Genomic DNA, 23,256 nt, shown 5'->3' with positions numbered 1-23,256 from the left:
CGGGCGGCACCCTCCCGACGAGAGGTGCCCTCCCGTCCAGGATTGCCCTCCCGACAAGGAGCGCCCTCCCGGCAGAAGTTCTCCTACATGTTTAGCCAGTAAGAGAACTTGATGAGAAACACGTTGTGTGACGGCGCCGCGAACACGCCCCGGAAGTCGCGGCCGAAGCGGAAGTCGCCGAAGTCCTCGTAGTCCGACTTGCCCTGCTGCCACACCAGGAACAGCGCCGACCCCGGCTTGTATTCCCACCGCAGCACGTTGGTGGTCCGGAACGAGCGGATGTTGAAGTCGGGGTTGCCGTCGTAGGCGAGCGGACGATAGCGGTCGCCGTAGTTCGCGGCGCGGCCGTCCACCAGCTCCTTGAAGTTCGAATACCCGCCCGCCGACACGAACGGCTCGGCGTAGACCTGCAGCGACAGGTTGGGCGACATCGTGTAGTTGAAGCGCGTGTTGATCGACACCGTGCGCTGGTTGATGCGCCCGAACACGTAGCGCCTGGCGCCGTTGTCGAGGTCGAGGTTCTCGACCCACTGCGAGTCGTCTTTGTTGATGCTGTAGCGCAGGCCCATGTTGAGCGACATCGACGAGGTCGCCCGCCAGTTGAAGCCGGGGCTGAAGCCATGGCGCGTGGTGTTGAAGCGGTCGCCGCCGTGGTCGCCGTTGTAATAGAACGACAGGTTCTTGCGGTTGTCGGTGTTGGCGTAATACCAGAAGCTCTTGCCCGGGTTGCCGAGCACGCCGGGGCCGCCGCGGGTCACGCGGTCGCGGAACGGCGCGGCATCCACGTTGAGGCCGCCGCCGATGCTGTAGTAATTCGTGAACGTCCAGTGCGAGTTGACATTGGCGCCGGAATACAGCCGGTCGCCGCCGAAGTTCCACGCCGCCCACTGGTTCAGGTTGAAGTTGCGCGTGCGCACGTACTTGCCGGGCTTGAAGTCGCGCCACTGGAACCAGTTCCCCATCGTCTTTTCGTCGGCGCGGCGCATGAAGCCCAGGTCGTTGCTGTCGAAGCCGGGCGACTTGTAACCGAAGTTCGAACTGAAGCGCGTGCTCTCGCCGGAAATCTTGCTGAAGGACAGCGAGCCGGCATGGCCCTGCAGCGTCGTGGCGTCAGCGTTCAAGTCGACGTAGTCCGCGTCGGGACGCTGGAAGCCATGCACCGTGCTCTCCTGGAGCCGCGTGATCGCCTCGGGGCTGCCCTGAATGCGGCTGCCGGCCCAGTAGCCGGTCACGCTGTACATGGGCGACAGGCGCATGTCGTAGTCGACACCACCCGCCAGCGCGTTCTTCGACAGGAACGACACCGCATCATCCAGTTGCCGATTGGTGGACGTCGCCATGAGGCCGATCGACGACTGGTTCTTGAACTCCTTGCGCGCGCGCAGCACGGTGTAGCCGGTCAGCGGCTCCACGGTCTGATCGCGGTGGGCGATCGAGTGGACCGACGCGATTTCCGCGTCTTCGCGCGCGGTCACCGCGGTCAGCGCGCCCAGTGAAAACCCGCCGAGCCGGCCCGTCAGCTTGCCGGCGCCGACGATGGTGGCGGCGTCAGGCGCTTTCGAATACTCGTTGTCTCCCGCATTGGCCGAGCCCTGCGGGGCGCGGCCGATGCGGCGCGAGTAGAACAGGCCGGTGCATTGGCCGTCGTTGCAGTCCATGTTGAAGCGGAACGTTCCGGAGCCTTCCACGAAAAACGGGCGGCGCTCCGGGAAGAAGGTTTCGAAGGCGTCGAGGTTGACCACGGCGGGGTCCGCTTCCACCTGCCCGAAGTCGGGATTGGCCGTGGCCGTCAGCGTGAGACCGGGCGTGACGGCGTACTTCATGTCGAGGCCGAACGATCCGCCCGCGTTGGGAGAGTCGGTGAGCGGATCAAGGATGTCCACGTCCCGCGTGTCGATCTTGCCGACCGCATAGGGCAGGATCTCGAACTTCTTCGGCGTGCCGGCCACCTTCAGGCCGCGCATTTCGCCGAACTGCGACACGAAGCCGTTGGCGTTGCGCGACAGCAGCGGCCAGCTCACGGTTTCCGCCAGGCGTCCCACTTCGCGAATCACGGCAAAGCCCACTGGGCCGCCGGCCATCGTGTTGAAGCGCAGTTGCGAGAACGGGATGCGGAACTCGGCGCGCCAGCCTTCGGCGTCTTTCTCCACTTCCACGTCCCATACCGCGTCCCAACTGTCGTCGTTCTGGCCGTCGTTGAAGTAGTAGCGGTCGGTCTTCACGCCAACCGGGTTGACGCCAAACTCGTAGGCGGAACGCTTGTCGAAATAGGAGTCGATGACAATGCGGATCCAGTCGGATGGCGACCGCTGATCGCGGCGGGTGAGGATGCCGGAAATCTTGCCGGCATCGGTGTCGAACGCCCGCACCGCCACGTAGAGCGCGCCATCGTCGTAGGCGACGCGCGCTTCGGTGCGCATGGTGGGAGGGTTGCCCTCCGCCGGCTCGCGCTGTTGGAACTCGCTGATCACCGGCGCCTGCTGCCAGGTCTCTTCGTTAAGCTTGCCGTCCACGACGATGGGGCCATTGGTGGGCACCGCCATCGCGTCAATGGCCATGGTGACGACGCGCCGTTCGGCGGACGCGGTTGCCAGTGTGGGCACGAGTAGAACAAGGGCGGCAAGCGCGCCGCAACGCATGAATTGCATAACCACGTTAATAGACGGAAGTTCTTCCGGAAAGGTTGGGAGCGGGTGGGGACGGGGCGCATTCCAGGCGTGACGAACCCCTGAAAATGCGCCCAACGCTGGCGGTGCGCGCGGTTTTCTAGCTGTTAGCCGTTACTTCCAACTTCCCTATTGCCCGATCCACGCCGCGAGCCGGGCCTTCTGCTCGTCGGTGGCCGTCGGTGAGACCTCGAGGCGCCACGTCCGGCCCGGTTCGGCGCCGAGCGTGACCTCGAGCTTCGTGAGCTTGTCGCGGCGGGCGACCAGCACCGTCACCTTGTCGCCGGGCTTGTACTGGTCGAGCCGGGCCGCCAGCCCATCCGCGCGCACGCGCACGTCGTCAATCGCCAGAATCTCATCTTCCACGTTGAGACCGGCGGCAATGGCCGGCGTGCCGCGGCGCACGGAGGTGATCACCAGGCGGCCCGCGTCGTTGCGCGAGCCGGCGCCGATGTAGGCGCGCGCGCCGCGCGTGTCGACCGGGCGGAAGCGGAGGCCGAAGACGTCGAGCGCCTCGGTGTAGTCCAGTTCGTCGGTGGACTCGGCCGCCCTGGCAAACCAGCCCTTGAGGTCGGAGCCGGCCGCTTCGCTCATCACCTGATAGAACTGGTCCGGCGTGTAGCCCTTGTCGCCGGAGTAGCGCTGCATCGCCCACTGCATGCCGGTGTCGAGGGTGCGCTGGCCGTTGCTGCCCTTGCGGATCTTGGCATCGAGCAGGAAGGCGATGACCGCGCCCTTCGGGTAGTAGTTCACGCTGGTGTTGGCAGTGTTCTCGTCCGGGCGGTACTGCTTGATCCAGGTGTCGTACGACGCCATGTTCACCGGCGCCACCAGGCGGCCGGGCGTGGTCTGCACCTGCTCGATCGAATCCGACAGGCCGTCGAGAAACTCTTCGCGGGTGGCCAGGCCGGCGCGGCGCGGCAGCACTTCCCCGTAGTAGTCGGTGAAGCCCTCGGCGACCCAGAGCATCTTCACGTAGTTCTCGTTCTCGTAGTCGAAGGGACCCAGTTCCAGCGGGCGCAGGCGCTTCACATTCCAGTTGTGAAAGTACTCGTGGGCGACCAGGCCGAGCCATCCCATGTAGGACCGGTGCGTGCGTGTGGTGTAGCGGCCCGACATGCCGAGAAAGCTGTTCTTGTGCTCGAGTCCGCCGCCAGACTCGGTGACCATGTTGAGGAAGTAGTAGTGCGGATACTGGAGCGGTCCCATCACGGTGCGGCCCGCTTCGACGATCTTCTTGACGTCGGCGGCGGCGCGATCGGCGTCGAACAGCGACGGATCGCCTTCGAGCACCAGCGCGTGCTTCTTGCCGTCAACCGTGAACTCGCGGACCACCGGGTTGCCGATGATGATGGGGCTGTCAACCAGCGTGTCGAAATCGTCGGCGCGGAACGTGTTGGCGGCGCCGGCCACCGGCATCAACGGCGTCTGCACGCCCTGCCAGGCAGCGGGCAGTTCCACCTTCACTTCGTGCGCTCGCGTCGCGCGCTCCGGCAGCGTCAGGAAGGTCGGGGCGCCGTTGATCATGGCGAAGCCGGCTTCCACCCAGTTGTTGCGCACGGTCATCTCGCGGCTGTAGACCTTGTAGCGCAGCGTGACGGTGCGGGCGCCGCCGGTGGTGATCTTCCAGCGGTTCTTGCGCGACTTCTCCACCGCCAGCGCGGTGGCGCCGTTGGCGGCGGTCACCGCCTCGACGTTGCGCTCGTACTCGCGGATCAGGTACGACCCCGGCGTCCACGTCGCCATGTAGACCTCGACGTCGGGCCGGCCGGCCGTGGGAATGCTCGCCTCCACCTCGACGTAGTGCGTGTGCGGCGCGGGAAAGCGCAGCGTGTAACGGATCGGCTCCAGCGCCTGCGCGCTGAGCGGCCCGGAGGTGATGACGGCGAGCAGGCAAGCCGCCGCGAGGGCAACGAGGGTGGTGCGCTTCATGGCTCGTTATTCTAGCCGACACGGCTAGAATCAACTTCGTGCGCTGGACCGACCACAAGACGGTGGGGCTGCAGTATGGCCTGACCGCCCTTTGTTTCCTCCTGGTCGGGTTCCTCCTGATGATCCTCATGCGCTGGCAACTGGCCTGGCCCGGCCAGCCGCTGCCGGCGTGGCTGGTGCCGATGCTCGGGGAGGCCAACGCGCCCGGCGGCATCATGCTGCCGGAGTTCTACAACCAGCTCGTGGCCATGCATGGCTCGGTGATGGTGTTCCTGGCCGTGGTGCCGCTGGCGGCGGGTGCGTTCGGCAACTATCTCGTCCCGCTGCAGATTGGCGCCCCCGAGATGGCGTTCCCGCGGCTCAACGCGCTGAGCTACTGGCTGTATCTCACCGGCGGCCTGGTCATGGTGGCGAGCTTCTTCGTCGAGGGCGGCGCCGCGAACTCCGGGTGGACGTCGTATGTGCCGCTGGCGGTGATTGCCACGGCCGGGCAGGACTTCTGGCTCGTCGGCATCTTCCTGATTGGCCTGTCATCCACGCTCGGCGCGGTCAACGTGCTCGTCACCATCGTGCAGCGGCGCGCGCCGGGCATGACGTGGACGAAGCTGCCGTTTTTCGTGTGGTCGCAGCTCGTCACGGCGTTGCTCCTGCTGTTGGCGTTCCCCGCCCTGCAGGCCGCGGCCATCTTCCAGTTGATGGATCGCCTGGCCGGCACCAGCTTCTTCATGCCGAGCGGCCTGGTGATTGGCGGCATGCCGCTGCAGGGCGTGATGGGCGGCGGCAATCCGCTGCTGTGGCAGCACCTGTTCTGGTTCCTCGCGCACCCTGAGGTCTACGTGCTGATCCTCCCGGCCATGGGAATCGTCGCCGAGGTGATTACGGTGAACGCGCGGCGTCCGCTGTGGGGCTACGGGTTGATGGTGGCGTCGGTGCTGTTCATGGGCGGCATGTCGATGGTGGTGTGGGCGCATCACATGTTCCTGAGCGGCATGGGCGCGTCGCTCAGCACCTTCTTCCAGATCACGACGATGATCATCTCGATCCCGTCGGTGGTGTTGATCTCGTCGCTGGTGATGTCGCTGTGGGGCGGCTCGATTCGCTTCACCACGCCCATGCTCTTCGCCCTGGCGTTCCTGCCGATGTTCGGCATCGGCGGCCTGACCGGCCTGCCGCTCGGTCTCGCCGCCAGCGACGTCACGCTGCACGACACCTACTACGTGGTCGCGCACTTCCACTACCTGGTAGCGCCGGGCACGGTGTTCGCGCTGTTCGCCGGCATCTACCACTGGTTCCCGCGCATCACCGGGCGCATGCTGGACGAGCGGCTGGGGAAGATCCACTTCTGGGGATCGTTCGTCTGCATGAACCTGATCTTCATGCCGATGTTCGTGGTCGGCCTGATGGGCGTGAACCGCCGCCTCTACGACGCCGGCGCCAGCTACGCGCTCGCCCAGCCCACGCTGATGTGGCAGGCGCACATGACGTGGGCGGCCGTCCTGCTGGGCGTGTTCCAGTTGCCATTTCTCATTAATCTGCTGAAGGGATGCCTGGGGTCAGGTCACGGAAATCACACTTTGGGATTAACGGGGACAGGGCTCTACAACCCGTGGGGAGCGAGGACGTTGGAATGGGTCGGTGACCTGTCCCCGTTAATCCCAAAGTGTGATTTCCGTGACCTGACCCCAAGCATCCCTTCTGCGGCTGTGGTCCGGGCGGATACAGGCACGTCGTCATCGGCGTTAGGGATGGGGCTCTTCCTATCCTCGGAGGCGATGTTCTTCGGCTCGCTGTTCTCGGCCTATGTGATGCTCCGCACCGGGTCCACGAGCTGGCCCGAGCCGTTTTCGCTGTTCCCCTGGCTTGAAACCGCGCTCCTGATCGGCGCCAGCGCATCGTTCGGCGACACGCGCATCCGGCTGATCAGCTCCAACGCGCTCGGCCTCGCCTTCGTGGCGGTGAAGCTGCTCAACGACGTGGTGATGATCCGAAAGGGCCTGCTGCCCTCCGCCAGTCTGCAGCTGGCCTGCTGGTTTACCCTCGGCGCCGTTCATGCCGTTCATGTGTTCGCCGGTGCCATGTTCACCGGGTGGCTGGCGGGACCGGCGTTCCGCATCAAGGCGGATGATCGCGCGCGGTGGACCGCACGCATCGAGGCGACGCGCCGCTACTGGATCTTCGTCGATCTCGTGTGGCTCGCCCTCGTCGGGAGCTTCTACATATGAGCTGCCCCATCTGCGGACCATCGGAAAGCGCGGCGCTGGCAGCCGGCGTCCGTGCCGGTGTCGGCACGCTGATCCTCGTCACCGCGATCGTCGGCCTCGCCATCGCGCGATTCGCCTGGCGGCTCTGGACCCTCAGGGAACGGGCATGATCGATCGCTGGCTCCCCGCCGCCGCGTCCGCCCACGCCGCCACCCTGGACGTGGTGCTGCGGAGCATTCACTGGCACATCTTCGTGATCTTCGTCGTGTGGCTGGCGCTGTTCGTCGTCATCCTGATCAAATTCCGCAGCGGCGCGAATCCGGAGCCGCGCCAAGCCGGCGTGCGCGGCCTGTGGCCGGCGATCGCGATCGGCGCGGTCATTGTCGGTGACGTGTTCATCCTCGCGACGCAGGCCTTGCCGGCATGGTCGGCACGCGTCGCGCCGCCGCCCGCGGGCGTGACGCCGATCGAGGTCCGCGTGACCGGCGAGCAGTTTGCCTGGAACATCCACTACCCAGGGCCTGACGGCGTGTTCGGACGCACCGACAACGCCATGATCAACGCGTCGAACCCGATCGGCATCGATCGAGATGACGCCGCCGCCAAAGACGACGTGGCGCTGCAGAACATCCTGACGACTCCGGTGGACCGGACCGTGGTCATCCAGTTGACGAGCCGCGACGTGATCCACAGCTTCACGCTGAACGAGATGCGCGTGAAGCAGGACGCCGTGCCCGGCACCACGGCCCGCGTGTGGTTCACGCCGACGATCACCGGCGACTGGGACATTGCCTGCTCGCAACTGTGCGGGCTCGGGCATTACCGCATGCGCGGCGAATATCACGTGGTCACCATGGACAACTGGAACAAGTGGATGGCCGACGAGCAGGAGCGATTGAGACGATGACCACTCGCAGGGACTTTGTCGCCATCGGCGGCATGGACTGCGATCCCGGGAACGGATTCGGGTCGCTGACGGTCGAGGACGCGCTGATCGAACACGTGAAGCCCCTCGGCGTGCCGGCGTGGAGCGGCGCGCAGATCGGCCACATCGACAAACAGTTCACGCTGCCGATGGGTGTGGAGGTCGAGGTGGATGCGGTGAAGGGGACGACCAAGGTGGTCGAGCCCGCGGTGAGCTAATTTCGGTCCGGCTAAAGCCGGACGCCACATCAAAGCCGGACTCTACTTCTCCACTGCTTCGCCACTCGCGACCCAGCCGTCCCAGCCACCCTTGAGCGCCTTGGCGCCGGGGATGCCCTTCGCCGCCAGGTCGACGGCGGCGCGAGCCGCTGTCATCTCGTTGGCGCAGGCGCAGTAGGCCACAATCGTGCGCTTCTCGCCCGCGAATCGGTCCGCCTGCTTCAGCACCTGCGTGTAGTCGATGTTGATCGCACCGGGAATGCGGCCCTTCTCGAACGCCGCCGGCTCGCGGACGTCGAGCACGACCACCGCCTTCTCCTCCATCAACACCCTGAGCTCGTCGATCGTGATGCGCGGCACGGCGCGGATGGCCTGCCCCTCCGTCGCCAAGGCTTCCGCCTTCGCTGAAGCTACGGCGGACGAGACGGAGAGCAGGGCCAGCACTAGGCCGGCGACAAGTACGAGGGCTAGCGTCTTTGCGAGTTGAGCCATGACTCCCTGAACCTCCGCTGATCGCCGGTCAGCGTGCCGCCGGCCTTTTCGACGGTCACGATCTCCACGCGCGGATCTTCAACCAGCGTGACCGTGCCGTTCACGGTCTCGCCGCTCCGGCGAACGAAACGCAGCGGCACGGTGTCGCCAGGCTTCCGCTTCGAGAGAGCCTCTTCGAAGATCGCCATCGACGTCAGGTCCACGCCGCCGAGGCTCACCAGTTGATCGTCCTGCGCGACGCCCGCCTGGTAGAGCGGCGTCTCCCACGGCACCAGGCCGGTCACGCGCAGGGCGCTGCCACCGCCTTGCAGTTGGACCTGGCCCAGGAACGCCTTGCCGGCGGCCCGCTTGCGCAGCACCAGCCCGGCCCGGCCGAGCAGGCGCGTGTAATCCACCAGCTCGCGGCCTTCCACGAACTTGTTGAAGAAGTCGTTGGCAAAGCCGCGGTCGCCCGACACCTTCGCCAGCGTCTCTTTCAGCCCGTCAAGCGTGTAGGCCGTCGCCACCTTGCCGGGTTCCTTCTGCCCGGGCCTGCCGAACTGCGCCCACAACGCCTTCATGAAGTCATCCGCCGTGGTCTTGCCATCCGATCGATCGCGCAGGGACAGATCCAGGCCGAAGCCAATCGCCGATCCGTAGGTGTAGTACGAGATGAACAGGTTGGGCCAGGCCGTGCGATCGATCGACACCGCGGCATCCACGAACGGCGCCAGCCGGCTCATGTCGATCGCGCTGCGGAACTGCCGGCCGGGACTCAAGGTGACGGCGTTGATGATGCCCGCCAGGTCGCCGATGAATCCATCCATGGTCATCAGGCCGGCCCGCTCGAGAATCAGGCCGTCAAAGTAGTTGGTGAAGCCCTCGCCGAGCCACAGGTCGTCGCTCATGTCGGCTTCTTCGAAGTCGAACGGCTCGATGCCCTTCGAGCGCAGGCGCTCCATGTTCCAGGTGTGGAAGAACTCGTGCGACACGGTGCCGAGAATGCCCTGCCGCTGCTGCGGATTGCGCAGCGCCCCGGAACTGGTGAGCGACGTGCTGTTGCGGTGCTCCATGCCATCGCCGCTGGCCCACGGCAAGTACACGCTCAGGAACGTGTAGGTGTTGGTCTCGAACCGCGGCAGCTCGCCGAACACCGGGACGGCTTCGCGGACGATGCGCTCGACGTCTTTGGCGAAGGCATCGGCTTCGGCGTCGGTGCCGTCGTGGGTCAGGGCAATGCGGAAGGTCGGCGGTGGACCGTTCCGCTTCTGGCCGTCGTCCACGGTGAACTCGCGGAGCGTGAAGGCGCTGAAGTCGGTGGGGCTGTCCATCAGGTAGTGGATGTTGGGCGCGGTGAAGACCAGCGGATCAGTGGTCGGGAACAACTGCGTGGCCACCTTCCACGACTTGCCGGACGGCTGCACGAACGTGACCCGCGCCGGTCGCTCGAACCACCCGCGGGCGAACATCAGCGCCGCCGGGATGTTGATGTGCGCGTGCATCGAGTCGATGCCGAGATAGGTGCCGTCGGTGCGGTCGCCGAAGACCTTGTAAGTCACCACGACCGTGCCGTCGTGGCCGGCGATGTCCCACTGGTGGGGATCCGGACGAGCGGCCGTCAGTGGCTGGCCCTTGCCGTTGACCACCGAGACGTCGAACACGTTCTTGGCGAACTCGTGGAGGGCGTAGCGGCCCGGCGAGGTCCGCGCCATCCGCACCTGCAGCACTCCCGCGGGCACCGCGGCGAACTTCGCTTCCACCTGCATCCAGCGATGCTCCGGCGCGGGGAACGAGAGCTTGTATTCAACCGGCGCCTGCGCCCACGCTGTCGAGCGGACCAGGAGAATGAGAACAACCACGAGAAACCGTTTCGCCATTCCGCCTAGCATGCCACGAACATTGGCCACAGAGAGCACAGAGACGCAGAGAAGACAGACGACGGGTCGCTGTGGCCGATCCCGTGGGCTATTATCTCTGCCATGACGAAGCTCTTTCTCGCGGCCACGTTGATCCTGATCGGCATCCAGACGTCGGCGCAGTCGGATCCCAAGACCGCCGCGCTCGGCTGGATCGACAGCAACGCGTCCACCCTCAACCGGGTGAACCGCAACATCTGGACGTGGGCGGAGACGGGGCTCGAGGAAACGAAGTCGTCCGCCGAGTTGCAGGCCCTGCTCCGCGACAACGGCTTCACCGTCGAGGCGGGCGTGGCGAACATGCCCACGGCGTTCGTGGCGAGCTACGGCACCGGCAAGCCGGTGATTGGCATACTGGCCGAGTTCGACGCGCTGCCGGGGCTGTCGCAAGACGCGTCGCCGGAACGCTCGTCGCGGACCGGCGTGATGGCCGGGCACGGCTGCGGCCACAGCGTGTTCGGCACGGCCAGCAGCGGCGCCGCCATCGCCATCAAGCAGGCGCTCGCCTCCGGCGCCATCAAGGGCACGGTCAAGCTGTTCGGCACGCCGGCGGAAGAGACCGGCATTGGCAAGACCTACATGTTGCGCGAAGGCATCTTCAAGGACGTCGACACCATCCTCGCGTGGCACGCCGGCGACTCCACCGCCGCGGCGTGGGACTACTCCAAGGCGATGGTGTCGGTGAAGTTCAAGTTCGAAGGCCTCGCCTCGCACGCCTCGGTCTCGCCGTACCAGGGCAGGAGCGCGCTCGACGCGGTGGAGCTGATGAGCGTGGGCGTCAACTACATGCGCGAGCACGTCAAGGAAGACACCCGCATCCACTACGTGATCACCAACGGCGGCGGGCAGCCCAACGTGGTGCCGCCGTCAGCGGAAGTCTGGTACTACCTGCGCGCCAACAAGCACACCGACGTCGAGGAGTATTTCGTGTGGCTCAGCGAGATTGCCCGCGCCGCCGCGGCGATGAGCCGGACGAAGCTGGTCGAAACGCGCGTGGACGCCGACATGCACGAGGTGCTGCCCAACCGCACGCTGGTGGAGGTAATCCAGAAGAACCTGGAGCTGGTGGGCGCGCCCAAATTCGACGAGCGCGAGAAGGCGTTCGCGCGCGCGACCCAGAAGGACCTCAAGCCGCAGCCGGCGCTCGCCCTCGCCGAGCGCGTCGAGGCGCTGCCCGCCGGGCCACCGAGCCAGGGCACGCACTCCACCGACGTCGGCGACCTCACCTGGTTCTTCCCGGTCGGCCAGTTCACCGCCGCCACTCACACCTACGGCGCGCCGGGACACAGCTGGCAGATCGTCGCGTGCACCGGCACGAGCATCGGCGAGAAGGGGATGATGGTGGCCGCCAAGGCGATTGCCGCGTCGGCGATCGATCTGTATCGCTCACCTGAGCTGATTCAGCGATCGCGCGAGGATCTCAAGAGGGCGATGGCGGATCAGAATTACACGACGCTGATCCCCGAAGGGCAGAAAGCCCCGAAGACCATTCGTTGATGTGGCGTCCGCCTTCAGGCGGACTATGAGCTGAGCCTGGCGAACTCGTCGCGGGCCTGGATGAGCAGCGGCACGTCCGGGTCGGCGTCTTTCCAGAAGTCGAAGAACCGCTGATAGGTCTTGAGGGCCTCATCTTTCTGCCCGCCCTCCGCCTGCGCGCGCGCCAGCGACACCATCGCGTAGGCCCTGGTGGTGCCGAGGCCGCGCTGCGATTTGTCGTCCACCATGAAGCTCAGGCCCTTGATGGCCGCAGGCCAGTCCCTGGTTTGGACGTGGGCGATCGTCCAGATGGTGACTTGCTCGCCATGTTGCGCATCGAACGTCACCGGCTCGAGCAGCGAGATCGCCTCGGCCGCCTTGCCCTCGCCGAGAAACGCCAGCGCCCTCAGCGCGCGTTCGCCGGCGGCGGCTTCGGGGCCGGTGCCGGTGCGCTTCCGGAGTTGCTCAATCGCCGGCGGCAACAACTCGCGAGCTTCGGTCGCATCCGCGTTGACTGCGGCCACCACGAGCCGTTCGTCGATGTTGTCCACCGTGAGCAGCTCGTCGTCGAGCGCGGCAGCCACCCGCGCCCGGGCTGCATCGGTGAGCCCAACCAGCGCTTCGCTGATCGCGAGCGACATCAGGCCCGAGCCGGTCTGTGTCCGGCGGCTGGCGGCGTCCATCCGCGCCTGCCACTCGGTGGCGAAGGCCGCCGCTTCCTTCAGGCGGCCGAGAAACGCCGAGGCCTGGACGCGGACGCCGAGGAAGTCCGCCTCTTCGCGCTTGCCGCGCATCGCTTCGACCTGCGCGTCGGCCAGCGCCTGGTCGCCGGTCAGGATGCCCAGCGTGAAGAGGCTGGCGTGTGACCCCACCGAGTCCTGTAGCTTCAGCGCGGTGTCAAACGCCGCCTTCGCCTCGGGGTAGCGGCCAAGGCTGAAGTAGGTGTCGCCGAGATTGCCCCACGCAATCGGCTGATCCGGCGCGACGCGGGTGGCGGCTTCCTGGTTGCGCAACGCCTCCGCGGCGTCGCCGCGCTGTTTGAGCAGCAACGCCGAATTCGCCAGCGCGGTGTAGTCGTTGGGATACGCCGACAGCCACACGCGATAGACGTCGAGGGCCTTCTGCACGTCGGGCGCCGCCGTCGTGTAGTAGCGCGCCTCGATGTAGAAGCGCTCTACTTCGCTCACCTTGGCGCGGAACTCGTAGGCCTTGGCCGTCATCTTGCGCGCTTCGTCGGACTGGCCGAGATTCGAGTAGACGGTGCCAAGGCGCGCGTAGGCCAGCGCGAACTCGGGATCGAGTTCGACCGCCCGGCGGAAGAACGGCACCGAATCGAAATCGCCGCTGGTGCGCCGCGTGCGCAGGCCCTGGCTGTAGGCCTTGAGCGCTTCGAGCGAGGGCGTACTGGCCTCCTCGATCTTCGCGTCGTAGCGTTGAATGGATCCAAGCGACTCGCCGAGCTTCTCGCGAAACACCGACACCGCGCCGCCGAGCGCCGCCAGCACCGTCTCTTTCGAACTGGCCTGCACCTGCTCTTCCGCCAGCACCCGGCCGTCGACGCAGTCTTGGGCGTTGAGCGTGACGACGTAGGCGGAGCCGAGCATGGCGATGGTGCCGCCCAGCAGCGCCTTGGCGCCGGCGCGCTGGCACACTTCGCGTCCCACCTCGGCGGTGATCGGCGTCATCGGCTCGCGCCCCATCAACCGCAGCGTGGACTGCACCTGCTGGTCCGGCACCACGTTCAGGAACGGCGACTGCCGCAGCTGCAGCGCCAGCGCCTCCCCGAGGGTGTCGTCGAACATGGTGTCGCCGGTGCGGTTCACGACCGACGACAGCACCACGGTGTCTTTCCCGGTCAGCGCCGGCGTGGTGATCGATCGATACAAGAAGAAGCCGCCAACGAGCGCGACCATCACCAGTGGCGTGCCCACGAGAACCCGCTTGCGCCAGGCTGGGGCGGGCGCTGCCGCCTGAGCGGCCGGCACGGTCCGGCTAAAGCCGGACGCCACATTGGCCGTCGCGGCCCTGACGGGCACCCTTGCGGCAGCGGTGGCTCCCGACTCGGTCGTCCGCTTCAACCGCTTCAGGTCGGCGCGCAGCTCGGCGGCGCTTTGGTAACGCGTCTCACGGTCCTTCTCCAACGCCTTGTCGATGATGCGGTCGAACTCCGGTGACACGCCGGCACGCACCTGCGACGGCGGCACGGGTTGCTTGGTGAGCAGGCCCTCGAAGATCGTCGCCACCGTCGCGCCGGGGAACGGCAGCTGGCCGGTGGCCATTTCGTAGAGCACGACGCCCGCCGAGAACACGTCGCTGCGCGCGTCAATCTCCTGGCCGCGCGCCTGCTCGGGCGACATGTACGACACCGTCCCGATCGTCGTCCCCATCGTCGTCAGTTGATCGGTGGCGCCGACGGTGGAGTCGAGATGTTCGTGGCCGCGCGCCGCCTTGCTCAACTTGGCGACGCCGAAGTCGAGCACCTTCAGCGTGCCGCGCCGGGTGATGAAGAGGTTGGCCGGCTTGATGTCGCGGTGGATCACGCCCTGCGCGTGCGCGGCGTCCAGCGCGTCCGCCATTTGCGCGCCCAGCTCCAGCACGTCATCGGGCGGCAGCGCGCCCCTGGCGACGCGATCCTTCAGCGTCTGGCCGTCGAGCAGTTCCATCACCATGAACTGCTGGCCGTTGTGCTCGCCGATGTCGTAGAGGGTGCAGATGTGCGGGTGATTGAGGCTGGAGATGACGCGCGCTTCGCGGAGGAAGCGCTGGACGGCGTCGCCGTCGGAGCCGGCTTCGTCGGGCAGGAACTTGATGGCCACCTTGCGACCGAGGCGGGTGTCTTCCGCCTCGTAGACCACGCCCATGCCGCCCGCGCCGAGGCGCGACAGCACGCGGTAGTGCGAGATGGTCTCGTCGATCACAGGTTCCCGGTCTCGGGCTCGTCCAGCACCTCGCGAATCTTCTTCGCGAGCAGCATCGGCGTGAACGGCTTCTGCAGGAAGGGCTGGCCCTCATCCAGCACGCCGGTCTTGACGATGGCCTCGTCCATGTAGCCCGACATATACAGGACGCGAATCGATGGGCGCAACGCGCGCAGCGCTTCGGCCACCGCCGGTCCGCTCATGTCGCCGAGGATGACGTCGCACAGCGCCAGGTCGAAATGCCGCGTGTCGTCACTGCCCAGCGCCAATCCGGCCCGGCCGGATGCGGCCTCCGTCACTGAGTAGCCCAGTCGCAACAGCAGTTCCTTCGACAGCCGGCGGACCGAGGCGTCGTCTTCCACCAGGAGGATGTGCTCGGTGCCCTCGGGCATTTTCTCGACCGACGGATCCACCGGCGCCGGCGCCGGCGCTTCCGCGCGCGGCAGGTAGATGCGGAAAGTCGTGCCGAGACCGAGCTCGCTCGACACCGAGATGTGGCCGTCGCTCTGCCGAACGATGCCGTAGGCGGTGGAGAGGCCGAGGCCGGTGCCCTTGCCGACGTCCTTGGTGGTGAAGTACGGCTCGAAGATACGGGCGCGCACTTCCGGCGGCATGCCGACGCCGGTGTCAGACACTGACAGCATCACGTAGGGGCCGGGCTTGACGTCCGGCTGATCCGCCACCGCGGCCTCGTCGAGGACGGCGTCGGCGGTTTCCACGGTGAGGCGGCCGCCCTGCGGCATGGCGTCACGCGCGTTGACGACCAGGTTCATCACCACCTGTTCCACCTGGCCGGGGTCGACGCGGACGTGCGGCGTCGTCGCCTTGCCGGTGACCGTCATCACGATGTCTTCGCCAATCACGCGGCGCAGCATCGGTTCCACCTTGCCCAACGCGGTGTTGAGGTCGATGACCTTCGGCTGCAGCACCTGGCGGCGGCTGAACGCGAGCATCTGGCGCGTCAGGTCGGCGGCGCGCATCGCGGCGCGGCCGATCTCTTCGGCGTCGGCGCGCCGTTCGTCCTTGGGGTCGAGCGAGGTCAGCACGATTTCGGTGTAGCCGATGATCGCGGTGAGAAGGTTGTTGAAGTCGTGGGCGATGCCGCCGGCCAGCCGGCCCACGGCCTCCATTTTCTGCGAGTGCCGCAATTGCTCTTCGAGCAGCAGCCGCCGCTCGAGCGCGTCGTCACGCTCCGCCATGATCGCCGCCAGCAACTGGCCGCTGAGCGACCCCAGCCCCAGGAAGGCGAACAACAGGAACTGCGTGAACGCGACCGGGAAGGTGGCGAACGGGCCGACGCCCATGCCGGCAATGGCGACGGCGACCGCCGAGATCAGCGCCACGACGGTGGCGGCACCACGGGCGCCGAAGCGGAGCCCGGCCCAGCCGACAATCGGGAAGAACACGAACCCGACGGGCACGTCGCGATCCGCGAACATGCCCCAGAGGCCGAACATGACCTGCGCGCCGGCCCACAGGGTGACCAGGAGCGCGAGGGCCTCGGCCACGCGCGGCCACTTCCACACCGTGCGGCGGCCCCTGAACCACGCCAGTATCAACGTCGCGGTCACCACGGTTCCCAGCCAGTCACGGAGCCACCACAGGGTGAGCTGGTAGAAGAACTCCCCTGCGGAGACGGTGCCGGCGACGAAGCTGATGCCGACCACGATCACGGCGGCCGCCAACGCGCCGGCCGGGCCGGCCACCAGGGACAGGATGATCGGGTCGCGCACGCGCTCGAGACGCTCGTCGAACTTCAGCGCGCGCAGGATGCGGACGACCAGGATTGGCTGGACCACCTGCGCCAGGGCCATGAAAACCGACCACTGGAGTGCGAACCGGGGATAGTTGACCAGGAACGACCCGAGCACCACGCCCGGCAGCAGGCGGAAACCGCCGATGTAGGTGATGGCCACGGCCAGGCCGACGGGTGGCCAGATCGGCGTGGCGGTGCGGCCACCGATAGTCGGCAACAGCACCAGTTCGGCCAGCCCCCACGCAAGTAGCGCCACGGCAAGGTTGAGCACCACCACCCCGACCCGGTCGTGGGCGGTAAACCAGGCTCGCAGGGAGGTTGTCAGGGCGGAAATCTCGCGCACGTGGGTGAAGCGTATCGGCTGAGGTCCGTGGGCGCAAGGTGGTTGCGCGGACGCCGGAACTGGCTCCCAAGGTACACTCCAAGGGTGAAATTGCCCCTGGAGGATGACATGGTAACGAGACGACGAGCGTTGTTGCTGCCGGTAGCGTGCGTGGCCCTGGTCATGACGGGGGCTCTGGCCCTGTCGGCGCAGTCGGGGGAATCGGTTGATCTCCAGGCCATCCAGCGCATCAAGGAAGAGGCCTTCGATCGCTCGCAGGTGATGGACACCGCGTGGTGGCTCACCGAGGTCCACGGGCCGCGGCTCACCAACTCACCGCAGATGCGCGCCGCCGCCGATTGGACCGTGAAGAAGCTGTCCGAGTGGGGTCTCGCCAACGTCAAGCAGGAGGCCTGGGGCGCCGAATTCGGGCGCGGCTGGAGCAACGAGCGCACCGTGGTCCACGTGATCAAGCCGACCCCGTGGCCGGTCGTCGCCTATGCCAGGGCGTGGACGCCGGGCACCGGCGCCGCGATCACCGCCGACGTGGTGCTCGCGCCGATGGCGGCTGATGCCGACCTCGACAAGTTCCGGGGCAAGCTGAAGGGCAAGGTCGTCCTGTTGCAGGCCGCGCGTCCGGTGGCGCCGCTGTGGGACGCGCCCGCCAGGCGCTTCACCGACACCGACCTCACCGGCATGCAGCAGCAGGAAGTGGGTCCGGCGCGCGGTCAGGGCAACTTCAACCCCGGCCAGGCGCAGGCGTTCGCCGCGAAGCGCAACGCGTTCCTGCTGGCCGAAGGCGTGGTGGCCGTGCTCGAGCCGGGTAACGGCCGCGGCGACAGCGGCAGCGTGCTCACCGGCGGCGGTGGTCCGCGCAACCCGAAGGACCCGCCGGTGCCGGCGCAGTTGTCGGTGGCCACCGAGCACTACAACCGGCTGGCGCGCATGGTGGAAAAGGGCACGCCGGTCACCATCGAGGTGGACGTGCGCAACACCTTCCACGACGCCAACCTCGGCATGTTCAACATCGTCGCCGAGATTCCCGGCACCGACAAGGCGGACGAAATCGTGATGCTCGGCGCCCACTTCGATTCGTGGCACGCGGGCACCGGCGCGGTAGATAACGCCTCGGGCTCGTCGGTGATGATGGAAGCGATGCGCATCCTGAAGCAGTCCGGCGTCAAGCTGCGCCGCACGGTGCGCCTCGGCTTGTGGACGGGTGAAGAGCAGGGCCTCATCGGCTCGCGCGAGTACGTGAAGGCCCACTTCGCAGATCCCGCCAACATGCAGTTGAAGCCCGAGCACGCCAAGCTGGCCGGCTACTTCAACATGGATAACGGCACCGGCGCCTATCGCGGCGTTTACCTGCAAGGCAACGAGGCTGTGGCGCCCATCTTCCGCGCGTGGATGGAACCGTTCCGCAACATCGGCATGACCGACCTGACCATTCGCAACACCGGCGGCACCGATCACCAGGCCTTCCACGCGGTGGGCCTGCCCGGCTTCCAGTTCATCCAGGACCCGGTGCAGTACTCGAGCCGCACGCACCACTCCAGCCTCGACGTCTACGACCAGCTGATCGCGGGCGACCTGATGAAGAACGCGGCGATCACCGCGGCGTTCCTGTACCACGCCGCGAACCGCGAGCAGATGCTGCCAAGGCGCGCGCTGCCCAAAGCAACGCCGGCCACCAGGTGATCGCGAATTTCGCGATCTGGTGAGTTGGCGACTTGTTGATTTGAGCCCGACCCGCGAGCCGAGGGAGGCCGAAGGCCGCCCGATGGCGAGCCAGAGGGATTCGCGCTGTGGGCCGGAGGGCGAAGCCCGACGGCCCATTGAACCCGAAGACCTGCCGAACCGCGAGTGAGGCCGAAGGCCGAATGGTGGCGATTGTCGAGGGATTCGCACTATGGCCGGCGCGAAGCGCTGGCCATTGAACCCGAAGACCTGCCGAGCCGACGAATGAGGCCGCAGGCCGAATGATGGCGGTGAGGCAGGGATTCGAACCCTGGGTAGGGGTTTAAATCCCTACAACGGTTTAGCAAACCGCCGCCTTAAGCCTCTCGGCCACCTCACCAGCTGACCTCTAAGTATACGGCCCGCAAGCACATACGCGAACGCCCTTTTCGCGTGCCGGGAATCGGCCGCAAAATCCCCTGTGCCCTATTGAACACTTCGAGACCGGGGCAAGTGGCAGCCTTGTCGATATGAGGTCCCTCGATCCAAGCTCTGCAGTCGTGGCGTCTCGCCGCGCAGCGGGCGAGATGGGAGAGGCTTCTCCTCGTTTGGCGAGCCGCGACAACAGGGCGCCGATGAGCCGGCTCGTCCTGCTCGCGTTGTTCGTCCTGTCCGTCGCGTCGCCGGGCCTCGCACAGACCCGTCCGCCGGACCTCAGTGAGATGTCGCTCGAGGACCTGATGCGGATCGAAATCACGTCGGTGTCGCGACGGGAACAGCCCGCCTCGGACGCAGCGGCTGCGATTTACGTGATCACGCACGACGCCATTCGTCGTTCTGGCATGAGCACGATCCCGGACCTGCTGCGGCTGGCGCCCGGCGTCAACGTCGCGCAGGGCAATTTCAACAAGTGGGCCGTGTCGGTGCGCGGGTTCAACGGGTTGTACTCGAACAAGTTGCTGGTACTCGTCGACGGCCGCAGCATCTACAACCGGTTGTTCTCCGGCGTGTTCTGGGAAGTCGGCGACCTGATGCTGGACGACATCGATCGGATCGAAGTCATTCGCGGTCCGGGGGCGGCCCTCTGGGGCGCCAACGCGATGAACGGTGTCATCAACATCGTCACCAAGACGGCCGCCGACACACAGGGCGGACTCGTTCGTCTCGACGGTGGGAGTTCCGCGCAACAGGGAGCCGTGCGCTACGGCGGGTCGCTCGGTTCGGCGCATTACCGTCTCCACGGCCAGTGGACCGCCCGGGATGAATCGTCGGACACTCCGGGCTCGGACAAGAGCGACGGCTCCGACAGCGTCGCCACAGGATTCCGGGTCGACTTGGGAAAGAGCCCGGGGGCGTTTACGCTGATGGGTGGCATCGAAGCCGGCCGTGGACGGGGCCTCTGGCCCAATCCGGACCCGCAAGCGGCCGCGCAAGAAGCGTTTTTCAGCGATCCGACGGAAACCTGGGGCAGCTACATCCTGGGAAGATGGACCAAGACGCGCGACAGCGGCGCGTCGATGCAGATCCAGTCGTTCGTCGATGTCGCGGGCCGGCACGAACCCGTTGGTGAATTCCGCCGGCACGCGTTCGACGTCGACACGCAATACTCCATGCGGCTCGGTGCGCGTCACCAACTGATTGCCGGCGCGGGCTACCGGTTCACCAGCGAACGATTCGACGGCAACGGCGAGTTCTTGCTGATTCCGCCCGAAGACAACGCGTCGCTGGTGACCGGCTTCGTTCAGGACGAGATCGCGCTGCTCTCGAACCGGCTGGCGCTCATCCTTGGCAGCCAGGTGCAGTACGACTCGTATTCGGGTATGGGTGTGCAGCCCACCGCGCGCCTGATGTGGAGGGCCCGGCCTCGCCAGCGTGTGTGGGCCGCCGCGTCTCGCGCCTTGCGAACGCCGTCGCTGATCGATCGCGGCCTCAGAGACGACTTACCCCCGGCGCCGGGCCCGGGCGGATTCCCGCTCTTCGTCACGGTCCTGGGGAATCCTGCAGCTAGAACCGAGCAGTTCATCGATGCCGAAGTCGGGTACCGGCTCACGATCGGTTCCTCCGCATCAATCGATGCGACCGGATTCGCCGGTCGTTACGACGACCTGCGCACCCTCGAACCAAACCCGCCCGTCGTCCGGTTCATTCCGTCGCCGCGCGTCGAGGTCATTACGACGCTCGGCAACGAGCTCAAGGCGACGACTCGCGGTTTCGAGATCGCGGCTCACTGGGACCCGGTCCCTGCCTGGCGCCTCGAAGCCAGCTACTCGCGGTTCCACCTGACGCCGGATCTGTCCCCGGCGAGCGGGGATCCCGACGGCGCTCTTGAAGACGGGAGCGCGCCGCGGGGGCAATGGCAGGTGCGGTCAGGGTTCTCGGTGGGCACGCGCGGAACGCTCGACCTCGCCGTCTTCCACGTGGGCCCGCTGGAGCTATTGCAGGTTGATTCGTACACGCGAGCGGATGTCTACGCAGAATGGAAGTTCACGTCCGGGCTCTCGCTCGTGGCCATTGGACAGAACCTCCTTGACAAGGCGCATTTCGAGTTCCTCCTGACCGAACCGGCGTTGCTCACGACCAAAGTGCCCCGCAGCGCCAGCATTCGGGTGCGATGGACCTTCCAATGACGACCGCCAGGCGTGGGCATCTCGGGGCGCCCGGCCTTGCCGGCATCGTGATGGCCACCTGCCTGCTCACGCCCGTGATGGCGGTCGACCTTCACGCCCAGGTCGCGCCGGGCGCAGCCGTCAAGGCGGCCTTCATCTACAACTTTGCCAAGTTTACGGAATGGCCGGCGCTGGCGCCGGGCCTACCGATCGTCGTCTGCATTGTCGGGGACGACGGCATCGGTGCGGCGTTCGCCGAGACCGTCCGCGGACAGAGCATCAACGGCCACTCCCTCGAGCTCGGGCGGCCGAAGGACAGCACCGAGTGGCCCGGCTGCCAGGTGCTGTTCGTCGCCGAGGCCCAGATCCGCCAGGCGACGAGCGGACTGACCGCGGTCCGGACGGCGCCGGTCCTGACGGTCAGCGACAACCGAGGCTTCGCGGAATCGGGTGGCATCATCGAGCTCTACGTCGAAAGCGGACGCATGCGCTTCGCCATCAACGTGGACGCGGTCGAACGCTCGGGGCCCCGCCTCAGCTCGCGTCTGCTCGGGCTGGCCAAAGTCATTCGAGATCGCAGTAGTCAATAGCCTCAGCGCCTGGTTCGTGACGTGACGGACCGCTGCTCTCGACGTACATGCGCGCGGGCGTATGCCGTCCTCCCCGAGAATACGTAGCTAGTGATCCGGGCCCCCGATGAGGCATCCTTGCGGCATGCGCCTTCTGCTTGCTTGCGTGCTGGTGTCCGTGGCGGCGGGCCAGGCCCTGGCCCAACCGGGAGCGACCGGGCCGGTCGCCTCGCTCAATGCCGAAGCCAAGGCGCTGAGCGACACCGACCCGGACAAGTCGCTGGCGCTGGCGCTGAAGGCCCGGTCAGCGGCCCGTGCGGCCCGCGACGTGCGCGGGGAAGCCGAAGCGCTCAACTACGTCGCCTACGGCTACCGCAGCCAGAGCCTGCTCGACCTCGCCCGGCAGAACGCCCTCGAATCGGTGCGCCTGTATGTGCAGGCCGGCGATGAGTGGGGTGAGTCGCAGGGCTACAACACGCTGGGGCTGACCGAAGCCGACGCGGCGCGCTATCCCGAGGCCCTCGACTACCACCTGAAGGCCCTCGCGATTCGCGAGCGCACCAGCGACAAGGAGGGCCTTGCCTACTCCTTCAACAACCTGGGCAACGTGCACCGCAACATGCGCGAGTACGACCGGGCCCTGGCGCGGCACCAGCAGGGACTCGCCATCAAGATCGAGCTGGGCATGAAGGCGAGCGAGGCGTATTCGCACCAGAACATCGGCCTGGTCCACTTCGAGAAGCACGACTACGCGGCGGCGCTGGCGGCGTACCAGCGCGCGCTGGCGATTCGCGAGCAACTGGGTGACCATCGCGCCATGGGCGTGTCGCTGAACGCGATCGGCCAGGTGGAAGCGCAGACCAGCCCGGCGGCCGCGCTACGGACTTACCAACGCGCGCTGGCCCTGCGGCGCGAGGCCGGCGACGAGCGCGGCGAGATGGCGACCGAGCTGAACCTCGGCGACGTCTATCGCCGCATGAGGGACCTCACCAGCGCCACGGCCGCCTTCAACCGCGCGCTGGCCCTTGGCGGCCGCATCGACGCGCCGCTCATGCGATCGAACGCGCTCAAGGCGCTGGCCGAGGTCGAGGCGGCACGCGGCGACTACCAGGCCGCGTACCGGCACCAGCTCGAGCAGCAGGAGGCGCGCGACCGGATGTTCAGCGTCGAGAACGCCGCACGCTTTCAGCGCCTGCAGGTGGCCCAGGAGGCCGAGCGCCAGCAGCGCCAGATCCTGGTCCTCGAACAAGAAGGCGCGTTGCGCGACGGCGAGCTTTCGCGGGAGCGGACGACCCGCACCGCGCTGGGCGTCATCACCGGCCTGGTCATCATCAGCCTCGCGGCGCTCTACGCGCGGTACCGCCTGAAGCACGAGTCGGAGGCGCGCTTGCGGGCGCAAGCCGAGACGCTGTCCGACGCGCTCGATCGGGTCCAGACGCTGAGGGGAATGCTGCCGATCTGCGCCTGGTGCAAGAAGATTCGCGACGATCAGGGCTACTGGACGCAGGTTGAGGCCTACGTGTCCCGTCACACCGCCGCGGAGTTCACCCACAGCATCTGCCCGGCGTGCACCAACGACACGCTGAAACCGGACCGCGCCTAG

The 23,256-nt window shown here is 66.8% G+C and carries 15 protein-coding genes and 1 tRNA gene; 9 read left to right on the top strand and 7 right to left on the bottom strand.

Annotation, left to right across the window (positions count from 1 at the left end; genetic code table 11):
* Positions 1–83: 83 nt before the first annotated feature.
* Entirely contained in the window at positions 84–2,603 is a 2,520-nt protein-coding gene (locus tag WC815_19390) for a DUF5916 domain-containing protein (GenBank protein ID MFA5910946.1), read from the bottom strand.
* A 192-nt stretch (positions 2,604–2,795) separates the two neighbouring features.
* On the bottom strand, positions 2,796–4,598 hold the full coding sequence (locus tag WC815_19385; GenBank protein MFA5910945.1) for a PDZ domain-containing protein: 1,803 nt from the start codon (positions 4,596–4,598) through the stop codon (positions 2,796–2,798).
* Positions 4,599–4,636: 38 nt separating this feature from the next.
* On the opposite strand from WC815_19385, the gene WC815_19380 reads away from it, so the two are divergent.
* From WC815_19380 to WC815_19365, 4 genes are read left to right on the top strand one after another with little or no spacing between them, the layout of a single operon-like run.
* Positions 4,637–6,820, top strand: coding sequence for a cbb3-type cytochrome c oxidase subunit I (locus WC815_19380; protein ID MFA5910944.1), 2,184 nt, complete (start codon positions 4,637–4,639; stop codon positions 6,818–6,820).
* Complete coding sequence (locus WC815_19375; protein MFA5910943.1) at positions 6,817–6,969, top strand: hypothetical protein; 153 nt, start codon at positions 6,817–6,819, stop codon at positions 6,967–6,969. The genes WC815_19380 and WC815_19375 overlap by 4 nt, the downstream gene beginning before the upstream one ends.
* Positions 6,966–7,706, top strand: coding sequence for a hypothetical protein (locus tag WC815_19370; protein ID MFA5910942.1), 741 nt, complete (start codon positions 6,966–6,968; stop codon positions 7,704–7,706). The genes WC815_19375 and WC815_19370 overlap by 4 nt, the downstream gene beginning before the upstream one ends.
* Positions 7,703–7,942, top strand: a complete 240-nt coding sequence (locus WC815_19365; GenBank protein MFA5910941.1) for a hypothetical protein — start codon at positions 7,703–7,705, stop codon at positions 7,940–7,942. Before WC815_19370 ends, WC815_19365 begins: the two co-directional genes overlap by 4 nt.
* Before the next feature lie 42 nt (positions 7,943–7,984).
* Here WC815_19365 and WC815_19360 read toward each other — a convergent pair whose 3' ends face one another.
* The gene (locus WC815_19360; protein MFA5910940.1) at positions 7,985–8,434 is read right to left on the bottom strand and encodes a rhodanese-like domain-containing protein; all 450 of its coding nucleotides are present in this window, start codon (positions 8,432–8,434) and stop codon (positions 7,985–7,987) included.
* Positions 8,410–10,290: a hypothetical protein gene (locus WC815_19355; protein ID MFA5910939.1), complete on the bottom strand. Its 1,881-nt coding sequence runs from the start codon at positions 10,288–10,290 to the stop codon at positions 8,410–8,412. The genes WC815_19360 and WC815_19355 overlap by 25 nt, the downstream gene beginning before the upstream one ends.
* A gap of 102 nt (positions 10,291–10,392) precedes the next feature.
* On the opposite strand from WC815_19355, the gene WC815_19350 reads away from it, so the two are divergent.
* On the top strand, positions 10,393–11,826 hold the full coding sequence (locus tag WC815_19350; GenBank protein MFA5910938.1) for an amidohydrolase: 1,434 nt from the start codon (positions 10,393–10,395) through the stop codon (positions 11,824–11,826).
* Between the two features lie 23 nt (positions 11,827–11,849).
* On the opposite strand, the gene WC815_19345 is transcribed toward WC815_19350, so the two are convergent.
* Positions 11,850–14,723, bottom strand: coding sequence for a serine/threonine-protein kinase (locus WC815_19345; GenBank protein MFA5910937.1), 2,874 nt, complete (start codon positions 14,721–14,723; stop codon positions 11,850–11,852).
* Positions 14,720–16,822, bottom strand: coding sequence for an MASE1 domain-containing protein (locus tag WC815_19340; protein ID MFA5910936.1), 2,103 nt, complete (start codon positions 16,820–16,822; stop codon positions 14,720–14,722). Before WC815_19340 ends, WC815_19345 begins: the two co-directional genes overlap by 4 nt.
* Positions 16,823–16,906: 84 nt before the next feature.
* Here WC815_19340 and WC815_19335 point away from each other — a divergent pair, with 84 nt between their 5' ends.
* Positions 16,907–18,499, top strand: coding sequence for a M20/M25/M40 family metallo-hydrolase (locus tag WC815_19335; protein MFA5910935.1), 1,593 nt, complete (start codon positions 16,907–16,909; stop codon positions 18,497–18,499).
* A 285-nt stretch (positions 18,500–18,784) separates the two neighbouring features.
* On the opposite strand, the gene WC815_19330 is transcribed toward WC815_19335, so the two are convergent.
* Positions 18,785–18,878 (bottom strand) — tRNA-Ser (locus tag WC815_19330).
* A gap of 235 nt (positions 18,879–19,113) precedes the next feature.
* Here WC815_19330 and WC815_19325 point away from each other — a divergent pair.
* The 3 genes from WC815_19325 (at position 19,114) to WC815_19315 (ending at position 23,256) form a co-directional block, all read left to right on the top strand.
* Positions 19,114–21,105, top strand: coding sequence for a TonB-dependent receptor (locus WC815_19325; GenBank protein ID MFA5910934.1), 1,992 nt, complete (start codon positions 19,114–19,116; stop codon positions 21,103–21,105).
* Entirely contained in the window at positions 21,102–21,674 is a 573-nt protein-coding gene (locus WC815_19320; protein MFA5910933.1) for a YfiR family protein, read from the top strand. The genes WC815_19325 and WC815_19320 overlap by 4 nt, the downstream gene beginning before the upstream one ends.
* A 124-nt stretch (positions 21,675–21,798) precedes the next feature.
* Positions 21,799–23,256, top strand: a complete 1,458-nt coding sequence (locus WC815_19315) for a tetratricopeptide repeat protein (protein MFA5910932.1) — start codon at positions 21,799–21,801, stop codon at positions 23,254–23,256.

This window comes from Vicinamibacterales bacterium, assembly GCA_041659285.1.
Classification (GTDB): Bacteria; Acidobacteriota; Vicinamibacteria; order Vicinamibacterales; family UBA2999; genus 12-FULL-67-14b.
Note: the sequence above shows the minus strand (reverse complement) of the source record. Positions and strands in the feature narration are given on the sequence as shown.